The following is a 17970-nucleotide window of genomic DNA, read 5'->3' as shown; positions in this document are numbered from 1 at the left end:
AATTATATTTCGATATTTTTTTAAGTTTTATATTTAACAATATTTTTCAGTTATATTAGGCGTGTGAAAATAAATAACAAGTCAAAGATGCGACGTATATTTTGAATTATACAAGGAAACAGGTTCTGATGATAGTGGTGCTATCAGAAGGTTCTGTTAACGTAGTATAATTCATAATAGACTAGTATACTGACTAGTTATTTATTTGAAGATGCCTTAAGATATAAAAATTTGAAACTGTGAGAAAGGTTTTAAATCAAAAAAACTAGAAAATTTCATAATTACTAAATTATCTAGTAACACAACAATACTAAGCTTCATATGATAAATTATATGTAAAACATTTTATAGGAGGTACCACCTTGAAAAATTTAAATTCTGAAAAGCTTTCAACAGATTTAAAACATGAAACTTCTTCAGACTATAACATAGAAAAAGATTATAGAGAAACTCAAAGTAATTCTTATATAAGATTCCTTAATGCTTCATCTAATTCTCCCGCTGTAGATATTTATTCAAACAATACTTTACTTGTACAGAATTTACCTTATAAGGAATTTTCACTTTATTTTCCGGCTTCATCAGGAAACTATAACATTAGAATTTATCCAACTGGCCAAAATATAAACCCTATTTTAGATGCAGATATTCATATTGCCCCAAATACCATTACCAACTTAGCCATTACTGGTAATACACCAAATTTAAGCCTATATGCAATTCCTGAACCTGTAGCTGCACAAAATTTTGGAAGGCCTTGTATTAGATTTGTACATCTTTCACCAGATGCCCCTGCTGTTGATTTAAATCTATCCATTGGTACAAAAGTTTTTAGCAACGTTACCTATAAAAAGATTACAGATTATGCTTGTCTTCCTGCAGGAACATATACATTTAATATAAATGCCACTGGTTCAGATAATACAGCATTAACTATACCCAATGTACAGCTTCTGCCAAATACTTACTATACTATTTATGCACTGGGTTCTGTGGAAGCTTCTGTTCCTTTAAGTGCTGTGGTCACAGCTGAGCAGAGACAATAAAGAGGAGGTTTTTAGTTATATCCTCCTCTGTAACTTAGCATGGTAAATAAATAATTAGCCATTCTGCTGGTTTATTTATTTTATTAACTAAGCTTTTATATTTTTAAGATCATCAATAAGCTTCTCCAATGCTTGAAATTCCTGTATTATATTTCCTATTCTCATGTTTTGCTCATTAATACCTGATAAAACTTCTTCTACTGAAGCAGAATTTTCTTGTGATACTCCTAATATATAATAGCATTCAAGATTAATGCTCCTGCAAGTCCTACAAAGGATAGAATCGTATCCATTAAAGTAAAGGATGCAAAAGTCTCAGGCACACTTAAATTAAAAAATTCTTTAAACATCCAAAATCCCGTATCGTTTACATGAGGGAATATTAAACTTCCTGCTCCAGTAGCTAATACCATTAATTCCGGACTTACATGAGATACTTGAATTATTGGTAACATAATTCCTGCTGCAGTAATAGCTGCTACCGTAGCTGACCCTTGAGCAATCCTTATTAGAGAAGCTATTAGCCAAGCTAAAAATATAGGCGAAATATTAGTTCCCTGTACAAGCTTAACTATGTAATTTCCTACACCACTGTCCATTAGTACTTGCTTAAATGCCCCACCACCAGCTATTATAAATACAATCATTGCTATACCACTTAAAGCCGCTACTGCAGTTTTTCCAACCTCATTCATGTTTTTGCCTCTATTAATGCCAAAAATGAAAAATCCTATAATTAATGCTATTAGAAGTGCTATAACTGGATCACCTATAAATTCAAAAATAGTTTGAATACTAGATTTTTTAGTTAATACCATTTTCCCAATTGTAGCTAGTGTCATAAGTATTACTGGAATTAATGCTGTTATTACGCTTACAATAAAGCTTGGCATTTCTTCTTCTTTAAACATTTTTTTATTAAATAAATCTTTTGGAATCTCATGATTAAAATTCTTTAAGAATCTAGCAAGAAAAGGACCTCCTAATAAAGCAGCAGGAATTGCTATTATTATTCCATATAATAAAGTCAAACCTATATCTGCCTTATATATAACAGCTATAGTGGTTGCTCCTGGATGTGGAGGTAAAAAACCATGAGTAGCAGATAATGCTGCTGCTGCCGATATACCTATAGTAAGTGGTGGGACCTCAGCATACACTGCTATTGTAAAAATGATAGGTAATAGTAAAACTATACCGACTTCATAGAATAATGCTATACCAACAATAAAACTTGTTAAAACTATGGCAATTTGAACATGCTTCTTACCAAATTTATCAATTAGTTTGGTAGCTATTCTTTGCGCCGCTCCACATTCTGCCATTAACTTTCCAAATATGGCTCCAAATCCTAAAATCAATCCTAAATATCCTAAAGTACTCCCAACACCATTCTCAATTGATTTAGTTATAGTTAATATTGACATTCCTTCCATGTACCCAACTATTAGTGCTGTTATAATTAATGAAACAAAGGCATTTACTTTAAAAAACATTATCAGCACCAGTAATATTGCAATTCCTATACAGACTATAATTAGTGGCATATAAGTTCTCTCCTTTGAAAATTTTATTATAAATGTAAATGTTTTCCTATACGTTTCTATACTAGCATAAGGGCTCAAATATATCAAGGATTATAAACAATTTATTTTTACAAATTGAAACCATAATCATAATCGTAAAAAGCTTAAATCTCGTTATAAGATTTAAGCTTTTTAGAAATTTATTCCACTATTACTGCTGTTCCTGATGCAGTTACCATAATCATATTTCCGCCTTGGCCCAATACTTCGTAGTCAATATCTACACCTATAACTGCATTTGCTCCAACAGCTGCTGCTCTATTCTCCATTTCCCGTAGTGCTTCTTCTCTTGCCTGTATTAATTCACCTTCGTAAGACTTAGAACGCCCTCCGAAAAAGTTAGTAAGTCCTGCTGCAATATCTTTAATAACATCTACACCAGAAATTACTTCTCCAAAAATAATTCCTTTATACTGAACAATTTTCTTGCCTTCTATAGCATTAGTTGTTGTTACAATCATTTTCACTACCACCCTTCATTCATGTTAAATTTTGATATATATGTTGCAATAAATTATATTCAGTATAGAATTGCTAATTTGTTTAGATCTAATCCATTGGTTATTATTAATGTATAATTTTAATTGCAACTTATATACTTAAATTATTATGATATAAAGTTATCATATATATAATATATTAGCAAAATCTATTAGTTTTATTAAATTATTTACATAACAAAATACTTATTCTATTTGAATATAATCTATTATTTATAGATTTATTAAATGTGGTATTTTAATAGGAACCTATCTATTAAAACATTCACTTTTTCTCATGTACTATCATAAAATATATCATAATCAATTTCACGGAGAAATTATGGATTATAGAATAACATCAACTTATTCAAGAAGCAAAGCTGTAAATTACGCTATAAAACATGCTAAAAATCCAAATCCTGCCTATAGATATTTTCCTGTGGTAGGTGATAATGGAGGAGATTGTACAAATTTCACTTCACAATGTCTATTTGCAGGAGTAGCACCTATGATTTTTTCAGGAAAAAACATATGGTGGTATAAAAATCATGGTTGGTCTATTTCTTGGGCTACAGCCCATTCACTATATTGGTACCTAAAAATCAATGCTCATGATAATTTATATGGCGCTAAGGGAAGAGAAGTTTCATCTTCTAGCTTATTAGAAAAAGGTGATATAATATTTTATCGAAATCAAAGAGGTAAAATAACTCATTCAGCTATGATTACTTCCTTTAAAAATGGTTCTCCTCTAATATCCCAGCACACTCCCGAGGTTTTAAATATATCTTATATAAAGCCCTGGGCAAGTAAAATGTATTTTATGAAAATATCACTATGAATTATAACTGTTTCCTTTTCTTTAAAAGTGTTAAAAGTATAATTGCGACTATACCACCAACCAGGGCAGTTATAAGTTGTAAAAATCCCATTGCAACAGAAAGCTTGCTAACTACTTTAGGATTTGTTATAAGATTTAACAATATTATAATTTTTGTTGCACATAAATACAAGAATAAAAACTTAACTACTGCTCCAACTATTACACCTATTATTTTACCAATCTTATTTATCTTACTAAAATTATAATATAATGCAATAAATATTACATTTCCTATTATTATAAATGGGATAAATGGTGCAAATGGAGCTGGTAGTTGTCCTAAAGCAAATGCCAAAATAGGAGTAAGTATACCTATTCCTATACCAATCCAGATACCACATATTGACGCTGTCAATAATAGAACTGCATTTACAGCTGGCCCAACAAAAACTTGACTCACTTGTGGATACACTCTACCGATCATTTGAAATATTATTGCTATGGCTAAAAACAATCCACCTCTTACAAGATTTTTAGAATTATTATTCATAATTTATCACCTCCCTATTTAAAACAATTTGAGGATAAGGTAAAATAAATTTTACCTTATCCTCAGTATACTATAAACTTGTAAAACTTTTAATTATTTTAGTTAATTATACTAAAATCACAATATTTTCTACATATTAAAATTCATATTTAATCCATAGCATTATTAAATTGACTTTCATAGAGTTTAGAATAAAATCCTTCTCTTTTTAATAGTTCTTCATGATTTCCTCTCTCCACAATTTCTCCGTTATTCATTACTAAAATAACATCAGCATCTCTAATTGTAGAAAGTCTATGAGCTATAACAAAGCTTGTTCTTCCCTTCATCATGGAAAGAAATGCATCCTGTATCTTTACTTCAGTTCTAGTGTCAACACTACTAGTTGCTTCGTCAAGTATAAGCATTGGTGGATCTATAAGCATTACCCTTGCTATGGTTAATAACTGTTTTTGTCCTTCTGAAAGATTTGATCCTGACTCCGTAATAACAGTATCATATCCTTCTGGAAGTTTTTCAATAAATCTATCAATGTATGCTGCCTTTGCTGCCTTTTCAATTTCACTTTGAGTTGCATTTTCCTTTCCATAAGCAATATTATCTCTTATGGTGCCTTCAAAAAGCCAAGTGTCCTGAAGTACCATTCCAAATAAACTTCTAAGGTTATTTCTTTTAATCTCATATATATTAGTTCCATCAATTAAGATTTTACCTTTATTTATATCATAGAATCTCATAAGCAGGTTAACCATAGTAGTTTTACCTGCACCTGTAGGTCCAACAATAGCAATACTGCTTCCACTCTTTATTTCAGCACTAAAATCATTAATTAGAGGTACTTCCTTTACATAGGAAAAAGATACATTATCAAAGCTTATATTTCCATTACAATTTGCAATCTCTTTAGTATTTTCTGAATCAGTTAGTTCAGGAACCTCATCTATTATAGAAAATACCCTTTCACAAGATGCAAGTGCTGCTTGAAGCTGTGTTGCCACACTGGTTATATTATTTATAGGCTGTGAAAACTGAGTAGAATAGGTCAAAAAACTTGATATTGTTCCTACACTGAGACCACTTAAAATTGAAAGCAAGCCACCAACTATTCCAACTAAAGCATAAGTAATATTATTTACATATCTAGTTCCTGGATTTGTTAAGGATGAATAAAACTGAGCTTGTTGACCACATTTATAGAGCCTTTTATTAATTTCATTAAACCTTTTTTCGGATCGCTTTTCATAGCCAAAAGCCTTCACAACTTTTTGACTTCCAATAATTTCTTCAATATAACCATTTAATTCACCTACAGTTTTTTGCTGTTCTTTAAACATCTTAGTAGATCTATGTGTAATAAATGAAGCTATAAGGAAACATAAAGGTGTCATAATTATGATAACTATAGTTATTCTTACACTTAATGTAAGCATTAAAATAAGCGAACTTACTATTGTTACAATTCCGGGATAAAACTGAGTTATGCCTTGAAATAAACCATCTGAAATAGAATCTATATCATTTGTAAGTCTACTCATTATATCTCCATGAAGATTTTTATCAAAATATTTAAGTGGCAGAGTACCAATTTTATTAAAAGCCTGATTTCTTATATCTTTAACAGTATTAAAAGTCACAACATTAGCTATAATTGTAAATATCCAAGTAAATAAAGAACTAACTATATATACTGCTGCTAAGATAATTATTACTTTCAGCAAATTATTAAAGTCTACTTTTCCCTTTCCTATAATTCTATTTATACCCTTTCCTACAATAAAAGGTATAAATGCTATTAAAACATTACTTATAAGGGCACATATAAGTGCCATAAACATATGTACTTTATATTTTGCAATATATTTAAATAATCTCAACAAATTACTGTTCATCTGCATCACTCTCCTTTGAAAGCTGTGAACTACAGATTTCCCTATATACATCACAATCTTTCATTAACTGCTGGTGACTTCCTACACCTGAAACCAATCCATTATCTAAAACTATTATTCTATCTGCTGATTTTATTGTACTTATCCTTTGGCTAACCATAATAACGGTCATTCCCTTTGTATTTTTTCTAAGGTCATTTCTAAGGGCGGCATCAGTAGCATAATCCAATGCACTTAAGCTGTCATCCATAATCAATATTTCTGGTTTACGTACAAGTGCTCTTGCTATAGCAAGTCTTTGCTTTTGTCCTCCAGAAAAATTTACACCACCTTGAGATATATTTGTTTCATACTTTAATGGAAGTTTTTCAATAAATTCTGCTGCCTTCCCAATTTCGGCTGCCCTTTTAATTTCATCTATACTTGCATCCTCTTTACCCCATTTTATATTTTCTAAAATAGATCCTGAGAATAGAATAGCCTTTTGCGGCACTACACCTATCTTACTTCCAAGTTCCTCTTTAGGATATTTTTTAACATCAATTCCATTTATGAAAACTTCTCCTTCTGTGGCATCATAAAGTCGTGGAATTAAATTTATAAGTGTTGTTTTACCTGAACCAGTCCCGCCAATTATTCCAACTGTTTGACCAGCTTCTATTTCAAAAGATACATTACTTATTGAATTCTTTTTAGAATTTTTGTAGGCAAAAGATACATTTTGAAATTTTATTGAACTTACATTCTTATTTGATAATTTATCTATTGATAAATTACCTATGTATTCTATGCTTGGATTTGTATCAAAAATTTGATTTACCCTTGCTGCACTTGCAGCTGCTTTAGTAAATAATACAATAAGATTAGCAACAATAATAAGTGCTGATAGAACTAAAGTAGTATAGTTTATATATGCAATAATTTTTCCCCTTGTAAGAAAACCGTTATTTACTCTAATACCTCCAAACCATAATATAAACAAAACTGAAAAATTCATTATTATGCTTGTAGTTGGATTCATTAAAGCCGATATCTTACCAACTCTAACAGATGTATTTGTCTGATCTTCATTGGCTTTTTCAAATCTTGTTTTTTCATATTCCATTCTTGAAAATGCCCTTATAACTCGTATTCCAGATAAATTTTCTCTTAATATTAATGCCAATTTATCTAATTTCTTTTGTACTGTTTTATACAGCGGAAGAGACCTGCTCATTATCATATATATAGCAAAGGCAATTATAGGAATAGATAGATACATAATACTTGAAAGCTTTACATCTAAAAGCATTGCCATTATAATTCCACCAATACACAAAAAAGGTACCCTTATGGCTAGCCTCATAAACATAGCCAAAGCTGACTGAAGCTGGTTTACATCATTTGTCACACGATTGATTAAAGAAGATGTACCAAATTCATCGATTTCACTGTAGGATAAAGTACCTATCTTTTTAAACAATTCTTCTCTCAAAATTGTTCCAAAGCCCTGTGATGCTATAGAAGCAAAATACTGACAGGTAAAAGCGGACATAACGCCTAGTGTAGCTATTACAATCATAATGCCCCCTATTTCTAACACATAGGATGTGCTTTTAATTCTTATACCTTTATCTACAATTAAGACCATAATTGTGGGTATTAATATTTCCAATATAGCTTCTAACAACTTAAAAATTGGACCTAGTATAACTTGTTTTTTATATGGTTTAGCAAATCTTAATAATTTAAACAAAATACAACCTCCTTGTAACTAAATATTAATATATACTTTATAATAAATCCTTTTATATTCCGAATTTATTATACCAAATATATATCCATATACAAAATACATAATATATACGTTATATACTTTTTTAATATAAAGAAGATACATCACAAAGATAAAATAATTAAATTGTAGTAAAAGTTATTAGCCTTATACCAAATTATTTTCTCAACATTATATTTTATATAATAAATTAAATTTATTCCTACTTAACGATTTGACAAGATAAAACATTAATGTTAGACTGTCTATAAAATTAATAGACGTTTGGAGAAATATTGTGAATGAATTAATACGTAATGCAACTATATCTGATTTTAAGAGAAGTTATATATGGGATAGTAAAAATGCCGAGTTTATCTGCTTAATATGTGCTAAAAAAATTAGTACCAATAATACTGATGCCTCTAGTCATGTTTTAATCCATGGTAATTCTCTTGAAAGATTGCTTTCATTAGAGAAAAAGTACACTGGATTAACAGAAATACAAAAAGAGCTTCTAACTATGATATATAATAAATACACAGATAAAGAAATTTCTAAAAAACTTGCTTGTTCAGAATCAACAATAAGAAATATGCGCTTTTCTTTAAGAGAAAGAGCACGCCAGGCAAGAGCCTTTTTAGCAATTATGGATTTAACTGACGAAAATGTAGGAATAATAAATCAACCAAAACTTCGTAATTTCCCTGCTAAAGAAGGAAAAAGAAAAGCCTTACTACCAAAATTCGCTAATCTATTTGAACCAAATAGAGAATATACTGAAAGGGAAGTAAAAAAAATCATTAAAAATATTTATGAAGATGATGCAACTATAAGACGTTATTTAGTTGATTATAAATACTTAAAAAGAAATAAAGATGGAAGCAAATATTATAGAAATAGAGAGGTTACCACAATGGATAACGCAAAAAAGAAAGAACTTATTAATAAGTATAAACAACAAGAAATAGAAATGGGAATAATTCAAATATATAATAAAATCACAGGATACTCCTTTGTAGATATCTGTAAAAACTTATATAAACCCTTTGAATCAATAAAATTTCAATTAAATATAGGAAATTTCAAAGTAAAAAAATTACAAGAAGACTGGAATACTTATGGAGAAAATTCTTTTGAGTTTCTAGTTGTAGAGAAATTAAAACCTAGTGATGGTGCAACTGATACTAAAAAACTGAGGATTTAAAAGAACTTTTAAACTTTTAGATTGACAATCAATTCTTAATAATGCTTCTATTCCATATACTTTCATCGTCTTGGTATTAATTTGCGGCTGATAATATAAAGTAATACCCCATTATTATTTCCAAACATAAAAAAACTTGGGGTTTTAATCCCAAGTTCTCTTAAATTATTACTTAGCTTCTGATGAAATAGCAGTGAGTTTTATTCTTAAAGCTCTTTCTAAAGCACCAACTAGTATTATTGTTATAATTCCATCAACAAAATGATGTGCAACAGTTCCTATACCAACTACATATAAAGCTTTAGTAGCTGTAAATCCAAATGGAATTACTATTAAGGCTTCAAGAATTGCATGAATTGGTGCTGTAAATACTATAACCTTTTTAAAGGATACACCTTTCCGTATCATAAGTGCTCCAGCTAGTCCCACAAAAGTATGAGTAAATGCTCTTGCAGCTATTACTGCTGGTGCTGTAAGTAAGAAACCTATAGCAGAACCAACACCTACAACCACCGCCACTTCAGGGGCAATGAGCATTGCCAAAAACATTGGCACATGAGAAGCTAATGTAGCTGAAAATGGTGGTATTTGAATTTTTAAAAACGGCCCAAATACTATAGGAATTATGATTGCCAGTGCAGTTAACATAGCAGTAAAAGTCAATTTTCTTATATTATTTTTCATTATAATTCCACCTAACATATACTATTGTATATACAGAAGTATACAATAAAGCTTCACAATTGTAAACAGGAATTAATATACTGTTCATAATTTAAAAATAAAATATATTATCCACATTATTTTCATCAAAAATTATGTATTTTTCTTCTCTTACTATTTCGTTTTCTAATTCATATTTAAGCACATCCATACTAAACTTTTCTATATGAAGATTTTGTTCTTTAGTAAACGTGCCATCTTTTTTTAATTTATTTCTTATTTCCTTTTCCACGCCTTTATCATTATATCTATTTAAAAATGGTGGAATCCACTTTTTCTTATTAAATTTTAGATAATCAAATTTTACTATTTCTCTTATATCACTATTGTCGTCGCATAATTCTTCCTCATTGTATTCTAAAAATACTTTATAATAATCTGAAGATGATATGTTCCTATCAAAATATCCTTTTTCCTTAAAAAAACTTCCAAGTGAAAAATAAAAGTCAAAAGGTTTTTCAAATTTGTTTACAAAATACTTCAGTATATTTCCAAACTTTTCAGAATTATAATATTTATCTACCATCTCTTCTACTTTTTTAAGTTTCAATATTTCTTCATAGCTTAAACAATCAGTCTTAAGTATTTCATAAGGTGCATAAGGCGAATATACCATTCCCCATTTTTTCGCCTCATATCTCATGGCAGATCCTTTTAACAGTTTTAAGAATCCAAGTTGAATTTCTTCTGGCATAATTGAATAAAGGTCATTAAATGATTTCTCAAACTTTTCATAATTTTCCCCCGGAAGACCAGCGATTAAATCTAAATGCTGTTTTATATTTTTATTCTGCTGAAGCTGTAGAACCTTTTCTTTTATATCTTTAAATTCAATATTTCTATTTATATTTTTTAAGATTTCCTCATTTGTAGTCTGAACTCCTATCTCTAACTGTATCCTTCCCTTAGGTGCTGTTTTTAAAAGTTCTATTTCATTCTCATTTAATATATCTGCTGATATTTCAAAATGAAAGGTTGCATCTGTATCTGATTCAATTAAAAATTTCCATATTTCCATTGAAAATTTATGATTACAATTAAAGGTCCTATCTACAAACTTTATAAGTCTCACACCTTTATCAATAAAAAACTGAAGTTCCTTTTTTACTCTCTCCGCCTTTAAAAATCTTACACCTTTACTAATAGAAGATAAACAGTATTTACAATTAAAGGGACATCCTCTTGAGCTTTCATAATAAACTATTTTGTTTTTTAGATCATCTTCTGGTTTGTATGGAAATACAACTTTATCAAAATTCATAAGTTCTCTTTCCCCGGCATACATTATTTCACTATATATTTTCTGATATAAGCCCTTAATATTTGAAGTTTCATTATAATTCTTTTTGTTTATTCTCCATTGTACAAAATCTCTAAATATGGCTTCCCCTTCTCCTTCAATAAGATAGTCTCCTTGATTATCTAGTAGAAAGCTTTTTCCATCATAAGAAACTTCAGGCCCACCATATAATATTTCTATTCTACTATCTAAAGTTTTTATTAGATTTGCAAGTTTTCTTATATATTCTATATTCCATATATAACAGGAAAAAGCCACTATATCTGGGCTTTCAGTTATTATCTTTTCGAACACTTTTTCTATTCTATCGTTAATAGAAAACTCTTTTATCTCACATTTATAATCCAGATCTCTAGTGTATTCTCTTAAATATCTTACTGCTAAATTGCTGTGTATAAATTTAGAATTAATTGCTGTTAATAATATCTTCAATTAAAAAACTCCCTTTCTTTTGTGCCTTTATATAGTATATATTATCGGAGCATTTTAAATCAATTATATTAAAATAAGATTGTAAAAGCTTTCTGGTATTTTCACAGGAAGCATCTACTATGGGATTCATAGCATTTATTGATACCTCCTTATGTTTCTTATTTGGAACAAATACTTTAAGCTTCATTGAAAAACTTTTAAATCTGGGTTTATCTACATCCCATAAGTACAATATCCCATCTTTTTTTATGTATTCAGAAATTTCCTTAAAAAATTTTAGCTTAGCTCTTTTAGTTTTAAATTCCATTAACGAAAAAAATACCACACAACTATCAAAATAATTCTTTTCTATTCTATTTTTATCTTCATTTCCATTTATATAGTCAATAGTTATATTGTCATCTATATTTTTGCAAAGATCATAAATGATTCCATTATTTTCAAAACCTATATCCAGCACATTGCCTATAAATACTTCTTTTTCTAAATTAATAAATATCTCCTTACCCATAAATCTCACATCCTTTAAATCTGTATACTAGATATTTTAAAATAAATTAATAAATCAGTATTACTAATTTCATATCATACTAAAACCTCTTATAATATAAATTCTACAAAAAATAAATAATTCCTCCAATTAATGGAAGAACTATTTATTTAAAAACTTATTTTTTTAAAGACACCTTAAATCACTTATTAAATTCATCTGGTGAAATTACATTGTTAACACATAATTCTTTATAGAAGTCTATCATAAATCCTGCGGTGGTTTCTTCTGCTTTTACTATTATTACATTAGTTATACTTCTATACCTTTTCTCTACATCAATCACGCCTTGAAATTTCATGTAAGTATTGTTTGACATTACAGCATTAGCTTTAATATATTTATCTATGGATTCATATCTTTTACTTTCTGTGCCAACTTCAAAATTGTATCCACTTACTACTTTTTTTAAAATCCACATTTCAAATGATCTGTGATTTTTTAAAAGATTATTATTTACATGTTGTGGAACTGTTGTATCCTGAACCAAATGACAAGCTGCTCCAAAATAGAACATAGCCTTTGATCTATCTCCAGCTTTAGAATAATTCACCGCCATTTTGTAATATTTTTTACATTCAGTTAGTGCATTTGAAAAGCCGTATAATCCTTTTCCCTCTGAAAAGTGGTAAAAGTGATTAGTGCTTTTAAAGTCCTGATCAGCCCACATTGCTCCATCATTTAATTCTTTTATATATTTGAAGAAAAACCCATAAATTTCTTCATTTCCTTCATGTTTGATAATTTCAATTGCCTTTATATTTATATATTTATGAACAGTACAATAGGTCTTAATCAATAACTTTTTTATAGGATTTACAGTAGCCATAACACCTCTAAGTGCTTTTCCATAATTTTTTTCAATTGCTCTCTCCATATATTCATTCCCCTATTTTTTAGTTTTTGTTTTAACTTTTTTATTAGATTTTGTATTGTTTTTATTACACTTTGTTTTTGGTTTACTAAGCAATATAACCCCTAGAATTCCTATTAATATTCCACCTAGTAATACGTATATAATATAATTGTTTACAATTCTTTTTTCCATGGATCCTTTATTAGTTATAGATATTAAATATCCTTCTTTTGAATCTAGTATAGTAAGATTATTATTAGTAAATTTCATACTACTTACATAAGAACTATTTGAAAAATCCATAAGTTTTGTGCATATATTCTTTTTATTAATTAAATATACTGAATTATCTTTATTGTCATAAAAATATATATTATCTTTTTCACTAAGCACTCCTTTTGAATCTACAACAAGTGCCCCTAAAGAAGAAACTGATTTGTGCTGATACAAAGGTGCCGGTGGATTAGTAGTTGGATGTTTATCTAGTATAAAATTAACTTTTGTATTGTTTAATCCCTTAAATTTAGGAGAATCCACTGGATCTCCTCCACTATAATCTGGCCATCCATACCATTTTCCTTTTTCTATAGAATATATATAGTCTGAATCTCCTTTTACTGGTCTAAGTCCTCTATTTTCCATACCGCCTACATCTGCAATTAGTTTTCCCTCACTATTAAAATCCATTCCACTTATATTTCTTATTCCATAAGCATAAGTTTCTGAAGCTTTCGTTTTAATATTATATATAATAACAGATGCATTTCCTGGAAAATGTTCTGGAACAATTTGTCCTTTAAAATTACTTGTGTTATTTGGAGCAAAAGCACCTGTTTTATTACTTCCAAAATTTTGGCCTTTAAGTGTTATGGACTTTGGTGTTATATCATGATAAAAGGGACTATCTTTAATCCATTTATTATCATTGCCTACTACACCAGAATTAGTTGCAGAACCTATAGCTGCATAAAGATATCCATTGTATATCTTTATTTTTATATCCTTATAATCACCTAGATTCGGTAAATTGTCAATTAAATTTTTTTCAGTTTTATTTTGTATATCATAACAATATATACTATTCTTAGAAGTATAATAAAGTTTATTATCATAATACTCTATATTTTCTATATTTAAATTACTGTCTTTTACTATATTATAGCTTTTACCACTTTGATTTACAAATTGAATTCTATTATTAAAAGCTATGTAAAAATTTTCATTTTCATCTTCAGCAAAATCCTTAGCTGCACTCAAGCCTTTAAACTTTATTATAGATTGTTTTCCATTGTCTTTTATATTGGTTTTGTATCCCCTATAAAACTTATTAGCTAGTACACCTACAGAAAAAGCAATAAAAATAAGTAACATTATAATCCCTAATATTTTCTTCATATTCTCCTCCAAAAAAATCCTCTTATCTAATTTATATTAATTAGATAAGAGGATATGCATGGAATTCTATTTAGATGTCAATACAATATGTTCTTTTTCTACATCACAAAGTGCTTCAAATATATTAATTACAGTTTTATCCATAACTTCATGTTTATATTTATCATAGTAAGTTACAGCATGTTTTTCTCTAGCTGCTGCAGCTTCTAGAAGTGCTTTATCTGTATCGTATTTGTCATAATTCATTTCAGATAACTTAGGAAATTTACTAAATCCTCCTATTCTAAAATGAATTTTTGCATGAAGCATTTCTATTTTGCTTAGTGCACTAAATATTTCTTTTACTTCTTTACTTGAAGCTTTTGCTGCAGCTTTATTGTAAAAATCTCCATTAAAAATTTCCAGCTTAACAGCATGATCTATAATTTTTAATGTGTTTTCATTCAGCAAACTACTATCAACAGTATATACTTGTCCAGTATTACTTAAATAAATTTCGTTTACCCCACAAAAAGGACAATAAATAATTCTATCCTTTTCATTTTTCTCTAAAAAAGCTGAGTTATTAATACTAAAATTCTTTTCATTTATATCCATACCACAAACCATACATTTTATTGAGTCCATTCTTCCACCTCCATTTATATTTTAAAACAAATTTAACAATAAAACAAAGCCACTTTGAACATCGCAGCTTTGTTTGTAATTTAGAGCATATAAAAACATCAATTAGAATATAATATCCTACTAATTGATTATTAGGCACATTCAAATAAAGCTACTTTAGTACCCATACTTATTTATTAAACTCTCTATATCATTAAACACCAAAGTACTATTTATATTTTTTTTATGTAATTTAACTTTATCTCTACTTACCATGAATACTATGTTAGGATATTTCTTATCCTTTATTTTCTTTATTTCATTACCATATATGTATTCTTCATCTTGTGAAAAATTATAGATGAAAATATTCTTAGAAAATATGTCTGCAGCTAAAACCTTTAGTTTGATTTTATCTTCTACTAATTTAGCATTATTGCTTTCAAATTTAAACTTCTTTAATTCCTTTAACCTTCCATCTATATGAGATCCTTTAAATAAGAAGTATTTCTTTTCTATGTTTCTTCCATTTTCAGATGTAATAAATAAATTATATCTATAATCATCTCTATTTAAATCTGAATTGATTTTTGCATAATCTTTTAATTTTTCACATTGTTTTATAGCTAGTCCAAGCTTAAATTTAAAAATCCCTTGTGAAAAAATAGATTTACTATTGTCATACCTACTTGTATTTAACATTTACTTCTTCATCCTTTCGATACAATAATCCTTCATAATTGCTTCTATGTAATAATTTATCAAAAGATAGACATAAATTCAATAGATTTTTAACTTAAAATTAATGTAAATTTAATATTTTTAGAATAAATTTTACAATTTGGTATTATTTTATATTATACTTGATATTATTTTATTTCCAAAATTGATATTAGGCATATTCAAATAAATAACTAGTCAGTATGCTAGTGTATTTTTAATCCTACTACGTAAACGGAACCCTCAGATAGCTCACTATCATCAGAACCCGTTTCCTTATAGAATTAAAAATATCCGTCGCATCTTTGACTTACTATTTATTTTCATATGCCTTAGAATATTAGAACTTTCTATCACATAGTATTATATATCAATAATTTTGTGAGGTACATATATGCGATTTGATGATTTTTATAAAGATACTATACTACTTACGATTTCAAATTTAGCAACCGGTATATTGAGATTTGCATTTTCTATAATATTATCCAATAAACTAGGTGCAGAAGGTTTAGGATTATATTCTATAATTATGCCTATATATGATCTCTTCTGCTGCGTTGTTTGTGGTGGAATGATTATTGCAGTATCAAGGAAAGCAGCTATATTTTCTGGAAATAAAGATTATGAAAATGTAAACAAGCTTATGCATATAGCTATTATTTTTGATCTTTTTTGGTCTATTTTTATAGCTTTAATGGTATTTTTTAATTCAAGCTTTATAGCTTCTTTTTTAATAAAAGATAGCAGAACACTTTACTCTATAGAAATAATATGCCCAGCTTTAGTGTTTGTAGCATTGTCCTCTGTACTTAAAGGATATTTTTATGGAACTTCTAAGGCCAAAGTTCCTGCATACATAGATATATTTGAAAAAGCTATAAGAATTTGTGTAATTATAGGAATTCTAAATATATTTGTGCTAAAAAGCATGGTTCAAACTATAAGTGTAGTATATGCTGCTCTTACCTTTGGTGAATTGATAAGCTTTATAATGCTATACGTTGCTTATTTAATATACAAAGGTAAACTAAAAACTGTAACTACACACAGAGAAAATAATGGTCAACTTCTATTTGACATATTAATTGTAGCCGTTCCCCTTTGTGTAAATGGATTTCTTGGTTCCATATTAAATACAGCATCTACCCTCATACTACCTAGACGTTTAGTTATGGCTGGCATTAATTATGACACTGCCCTTGCCCTCATAGGTAAATTTACAGGTATGGCATTAAACATAACTTTTTTTCCCATGGTAGTTATTATGGCAATGTCTACAGTACTTGTACCTGATATTTCAAAAAGTTTAAGTAAAAAAAATTATTATGCCTTAGAAAAAAGAATAACGGATGTTCTAAAATTATCTTTTTATCTAGGGATTGCCACTATGCTTATATGCCTTTGCATACCAAACAACTTGGGCAAGCTGTTTTTCAATAGAAATGATTTGGGTGTCTTTATAGTAACCAGTGCATTATGTCTTCCTATTACCTATGCCGCGGCTTCTACTTATTCAATTTTAAGTGGACTTGGAAAACAGACAAAAATATTAATTAATTCTTTATTAGTTTCTGTAGAAGAATTAGTATTGCTATATGTTCTGGCAGCTATACCAAGCATAAATATTTATGGCTTTGCCATAACTTTATTTATTACAGGACTTACTTCTTTTTTACTTAACATATATGAAATAAATAAAGATTGCCCTATAGTTTTTTCTTCTACCAATGCATTAATTGATATAATGATGAGTATATTTGTATTTCTTGTACTTGGAATTATGAATCACCTTATGTCAGATACTATGTTGGTATTTAAAACTATAGTAATTATTATTTCAGGTTTTTTATTATATATGTTTTTAACTATGATAGTTAAAGAAAAAATACAAGCTTAAACAAAATACTATATAAGCATTAGCACGGATATAGGATAAACTTTAGGCATGTGAAAATAAATAACAAGTCAAAATAGACTAGTATACTGACTAGTTATTTATTTGAAGATGCCTTAAATCCGTTATATAATAAAAACACTATGAAATAGATT

At 28.4% G+C, this 17970-nt stretch carries 16 protein-coding genes; 4 read left to right on the top strand and 12 right to left on the bottom strand.

Annotated elements, in window-relative coordinates; genetic code table 11:
- Positions 1 to 362: 362 nt before the first annotated feature.
- Positions 363 to 1046: a DUF4397 domain-containing protein gene (locus tag RH99_RS13695; RefSeq protein WP_010239250.1), complete on the top strand. Its 684-nt coding sequence runs from the start codon at positions 363 to 365 to the stop codon at positions 1044 to 1046.
- A gap of 227 nt (positions 1047 to 1273) precedes the next feature.
- Here RH99_RS13695 and RH99_RS13690 read toward each other — a convergent pair whose 3' ends face one another.
- Both RH99_RS13690 and RH99_RS13685 read right to left on the bottom strand, forming a co-directional pair.
- Positions 1274 to 2593, bottom strand: coding sequence for a gluconate:H+ symporter (locus tag RH99_RS13690; RefSeq protein ID WP_010239248.1), 1320 nt, complete (start codon positions 2591 to 2593; stop codon positions 1274 to 1276).
- A gap of 179 nt (positions 2594 to 2772) precedes the next feature.
- Positions 2773 to 3093, bottom strand: coding sequence for a putative heavy metal-binding protein (locus RH99_RS13685; RefSeq protein WP_010239247.1), 321 nt, complete (start codon positions 3091 to 3093; stop codon positions 2773 to 2775).
- Between the two features lie 361 nt (positions 3094 to 3454).
- On the opposite strand from RH99_RS13685, the gene RH99_RS13680 reads away from it, so the two are divergent.
- A complete protein-coding gene (locus RH99_RS13680) occupies positions 3455 to 3955 on the top strand; it encodes an amidase domain-containing protein (RefSeq protein ID WP_010239245.1) in 501 nt (166 codons plus the stop codon).
- 1 nt (position 3956) lies between these two features.
- Here the strand turns inward: RH99_RS13680 and RH99_RS13675 are convergent, their stop codons facing one another.
- The 3 genes from RH99_RS13675 to RH99_RS13665 form a co-directional block, all read right to left on the bottom strand.
- Positions 3957 to 4487 carry an ECF transporter S component gene (locus RH99_RS13675; RefSeq protein ID WP_010239243.1) on the bottom strand — a complete coding sequence of 177 codons (531 nt, stop codon included), beginning with the start codon at positions 4485 to 4487 and terminating at the stop codon, positions 3957 to 3959.
- A 149-nt stretch (positions 4488 to 4636) separates the two neighbouring features.
- Complete coding sequence (locus tag RH99_RS13670) at positions 4637 to 6376, bottom strand: ABC transporter ATP-binding protein (protein ID WP_010239240.1); 1740 nt, start codon at positions 6374 to 6376, stop codon at positions 4637 to 4639.
- Positions 6366 to 8111, bottom strand: coding sequence for an ABC transporter ATP-binding protein (locus RH99_RS13665; protein WP_010239238.1), 1746 nt, complete (start codon positions 8109 to 8111; stop codon positions 6366 to 6368). Before RH99_RS13665 ends, RH99_RS13670 begins: the two co-directional genes overlap by 11 nt.
- 316 nt (positions 8112 to 8427) lie before the next feature.
- On the opposite strand from RH99_RS13665, the gene RH99_RS13660 reads away from it, so the two are divergent.
- Positions 8428 to 9336: a DUF2087 domain-containing protein gene (locus RH99_RS13660; RefSeq protein WP_010239236.1), complete on the top strand. Its 909-nt coding sequence runs from the start codon at positions 8428 to 8430 to the stop codon at positions 9334 to 9336.
- Between the two features lie 168 nt (positions 9337 to 9504).
- Here RH99_RS13660 and RH99_RS13655 read toward each other — a convergent pair whose 3' ends face one another.
- The 7 genes from RH99_RS13655 to RH99_RS13625 form a co-directional block, all read right to left on the bottom strand.
- Positions 9505 to 10020 carry a hypothetical protein gene (locus RH99_RS13655; RefSeq protein WP_010239234.1) on the bottom strand — a complete coding sequence of 172 codons (516 nt, stop codon included), beginning with the start codon at positions 10018 to 10020 and terminating at the stop codon, positions 9505 to 9507.
- A 91-nt stretch (positions 10021 to 10111) separates the two neighbouring features.
- Positions 10112 to 11791, bottom strand: a complete 1680-nt coding sequence (locus RH99_RS13650) for a B12-binding domain-containing radical SAM protein (protein ID WP_010239231.1) — start codon at positions 11789 to 11791, stop codon at positions 10112 to 10114.
- On the bottom strand, positions 11766 to 12302 hold the full coding sequence (locus RH99_RS13645; protein WP_010239229.1) for a hypothetical protein: 537 nt from the start codon (positions 12300 to 12302) through the stop codon (positions 11766 to 11768). The genes RH99_RS13650 and RH99_RS13645 overlap by 26 nt, the downstream gene beginning before the upstream one ends.
- A 181-nt stretch (positions 12303 to 12483) precedes the next feature.
- Positions 12484 to 13218 carry a zinc dependent phospholipase C family protein gene (locus tag RH99_RS13640; RefSeq protein ID WP_010239226.1) on the bottom strand — a complete coding sequence of 245 codons (735 nt, stop codon included), beginning with the start codon at positions 13216 to 13218 and terminating at the stop codon, positions 12484 to 12486.
- A gap of 12 nt (positions 13219 to 13230) precedes the next feature.
- Positions 13231 to 14592, bottom strand: a complete 1362-nt coding sequence (locus RH99_RS13635; protein WP_010239224.1) for a PQQ-dependent sugar dehydrogenase — start codon at positions 14590 to 14592, stop codon at positions 13231 to 13233.
- 66 nt (positions 14593 to 14658) lie between these two features.
- A complete protein-coding gene (locus RH99_RS13630; protein ID WP_010239222.1) occupies positions 14659 to 15219 on the bottom strand; it encodes a ferritin-like domain-containing protein in 561 nt (186 codons plus the stop codon).
- A gap of 156 nt (positions 15220 to 15375) precedes the next feature.
- Positions 15376 to 15900 (bottom strand): hypothetical protein, encoded by a 525-nt coding sequence (locus RH99_RS13625; RefSeq protein WP_010239220.1) that lies wholly within the window; start codon positions 15898 to 15900, stop codon positions 15376 to 15378.
- A 412-nt stretch (positions 15901 to 16312) separates the two neighbouring features.
- On the opposite strand from RH99_RS13625, the gene spoVB reads away from it, so the two are divergent.
- Entirely contained in the window at positions 16313 to 17818 is a 1506-nt protein-coding gene (gene spoVB / locus RH99_RS13620) for a stage V sporulation protein B (protein WP_010239218.1), read from the top strand.
- Positions 17819 to 17970 lie beyond the last annotated feature (152 nt).

The organism is Clostridium arbusti SL206 (assembly GCF_000246895.1).
In the GTDB taxonomy this organism is placed as follows: Bacteria; Bacillota; Clostridia; order Clostridiales; family Clostridiaceae; genus Clostridium_I; species Clostridium_I arbusti.
This window is presented reverse-complemented; position numbering and strand designations above follow the sequence as displayed.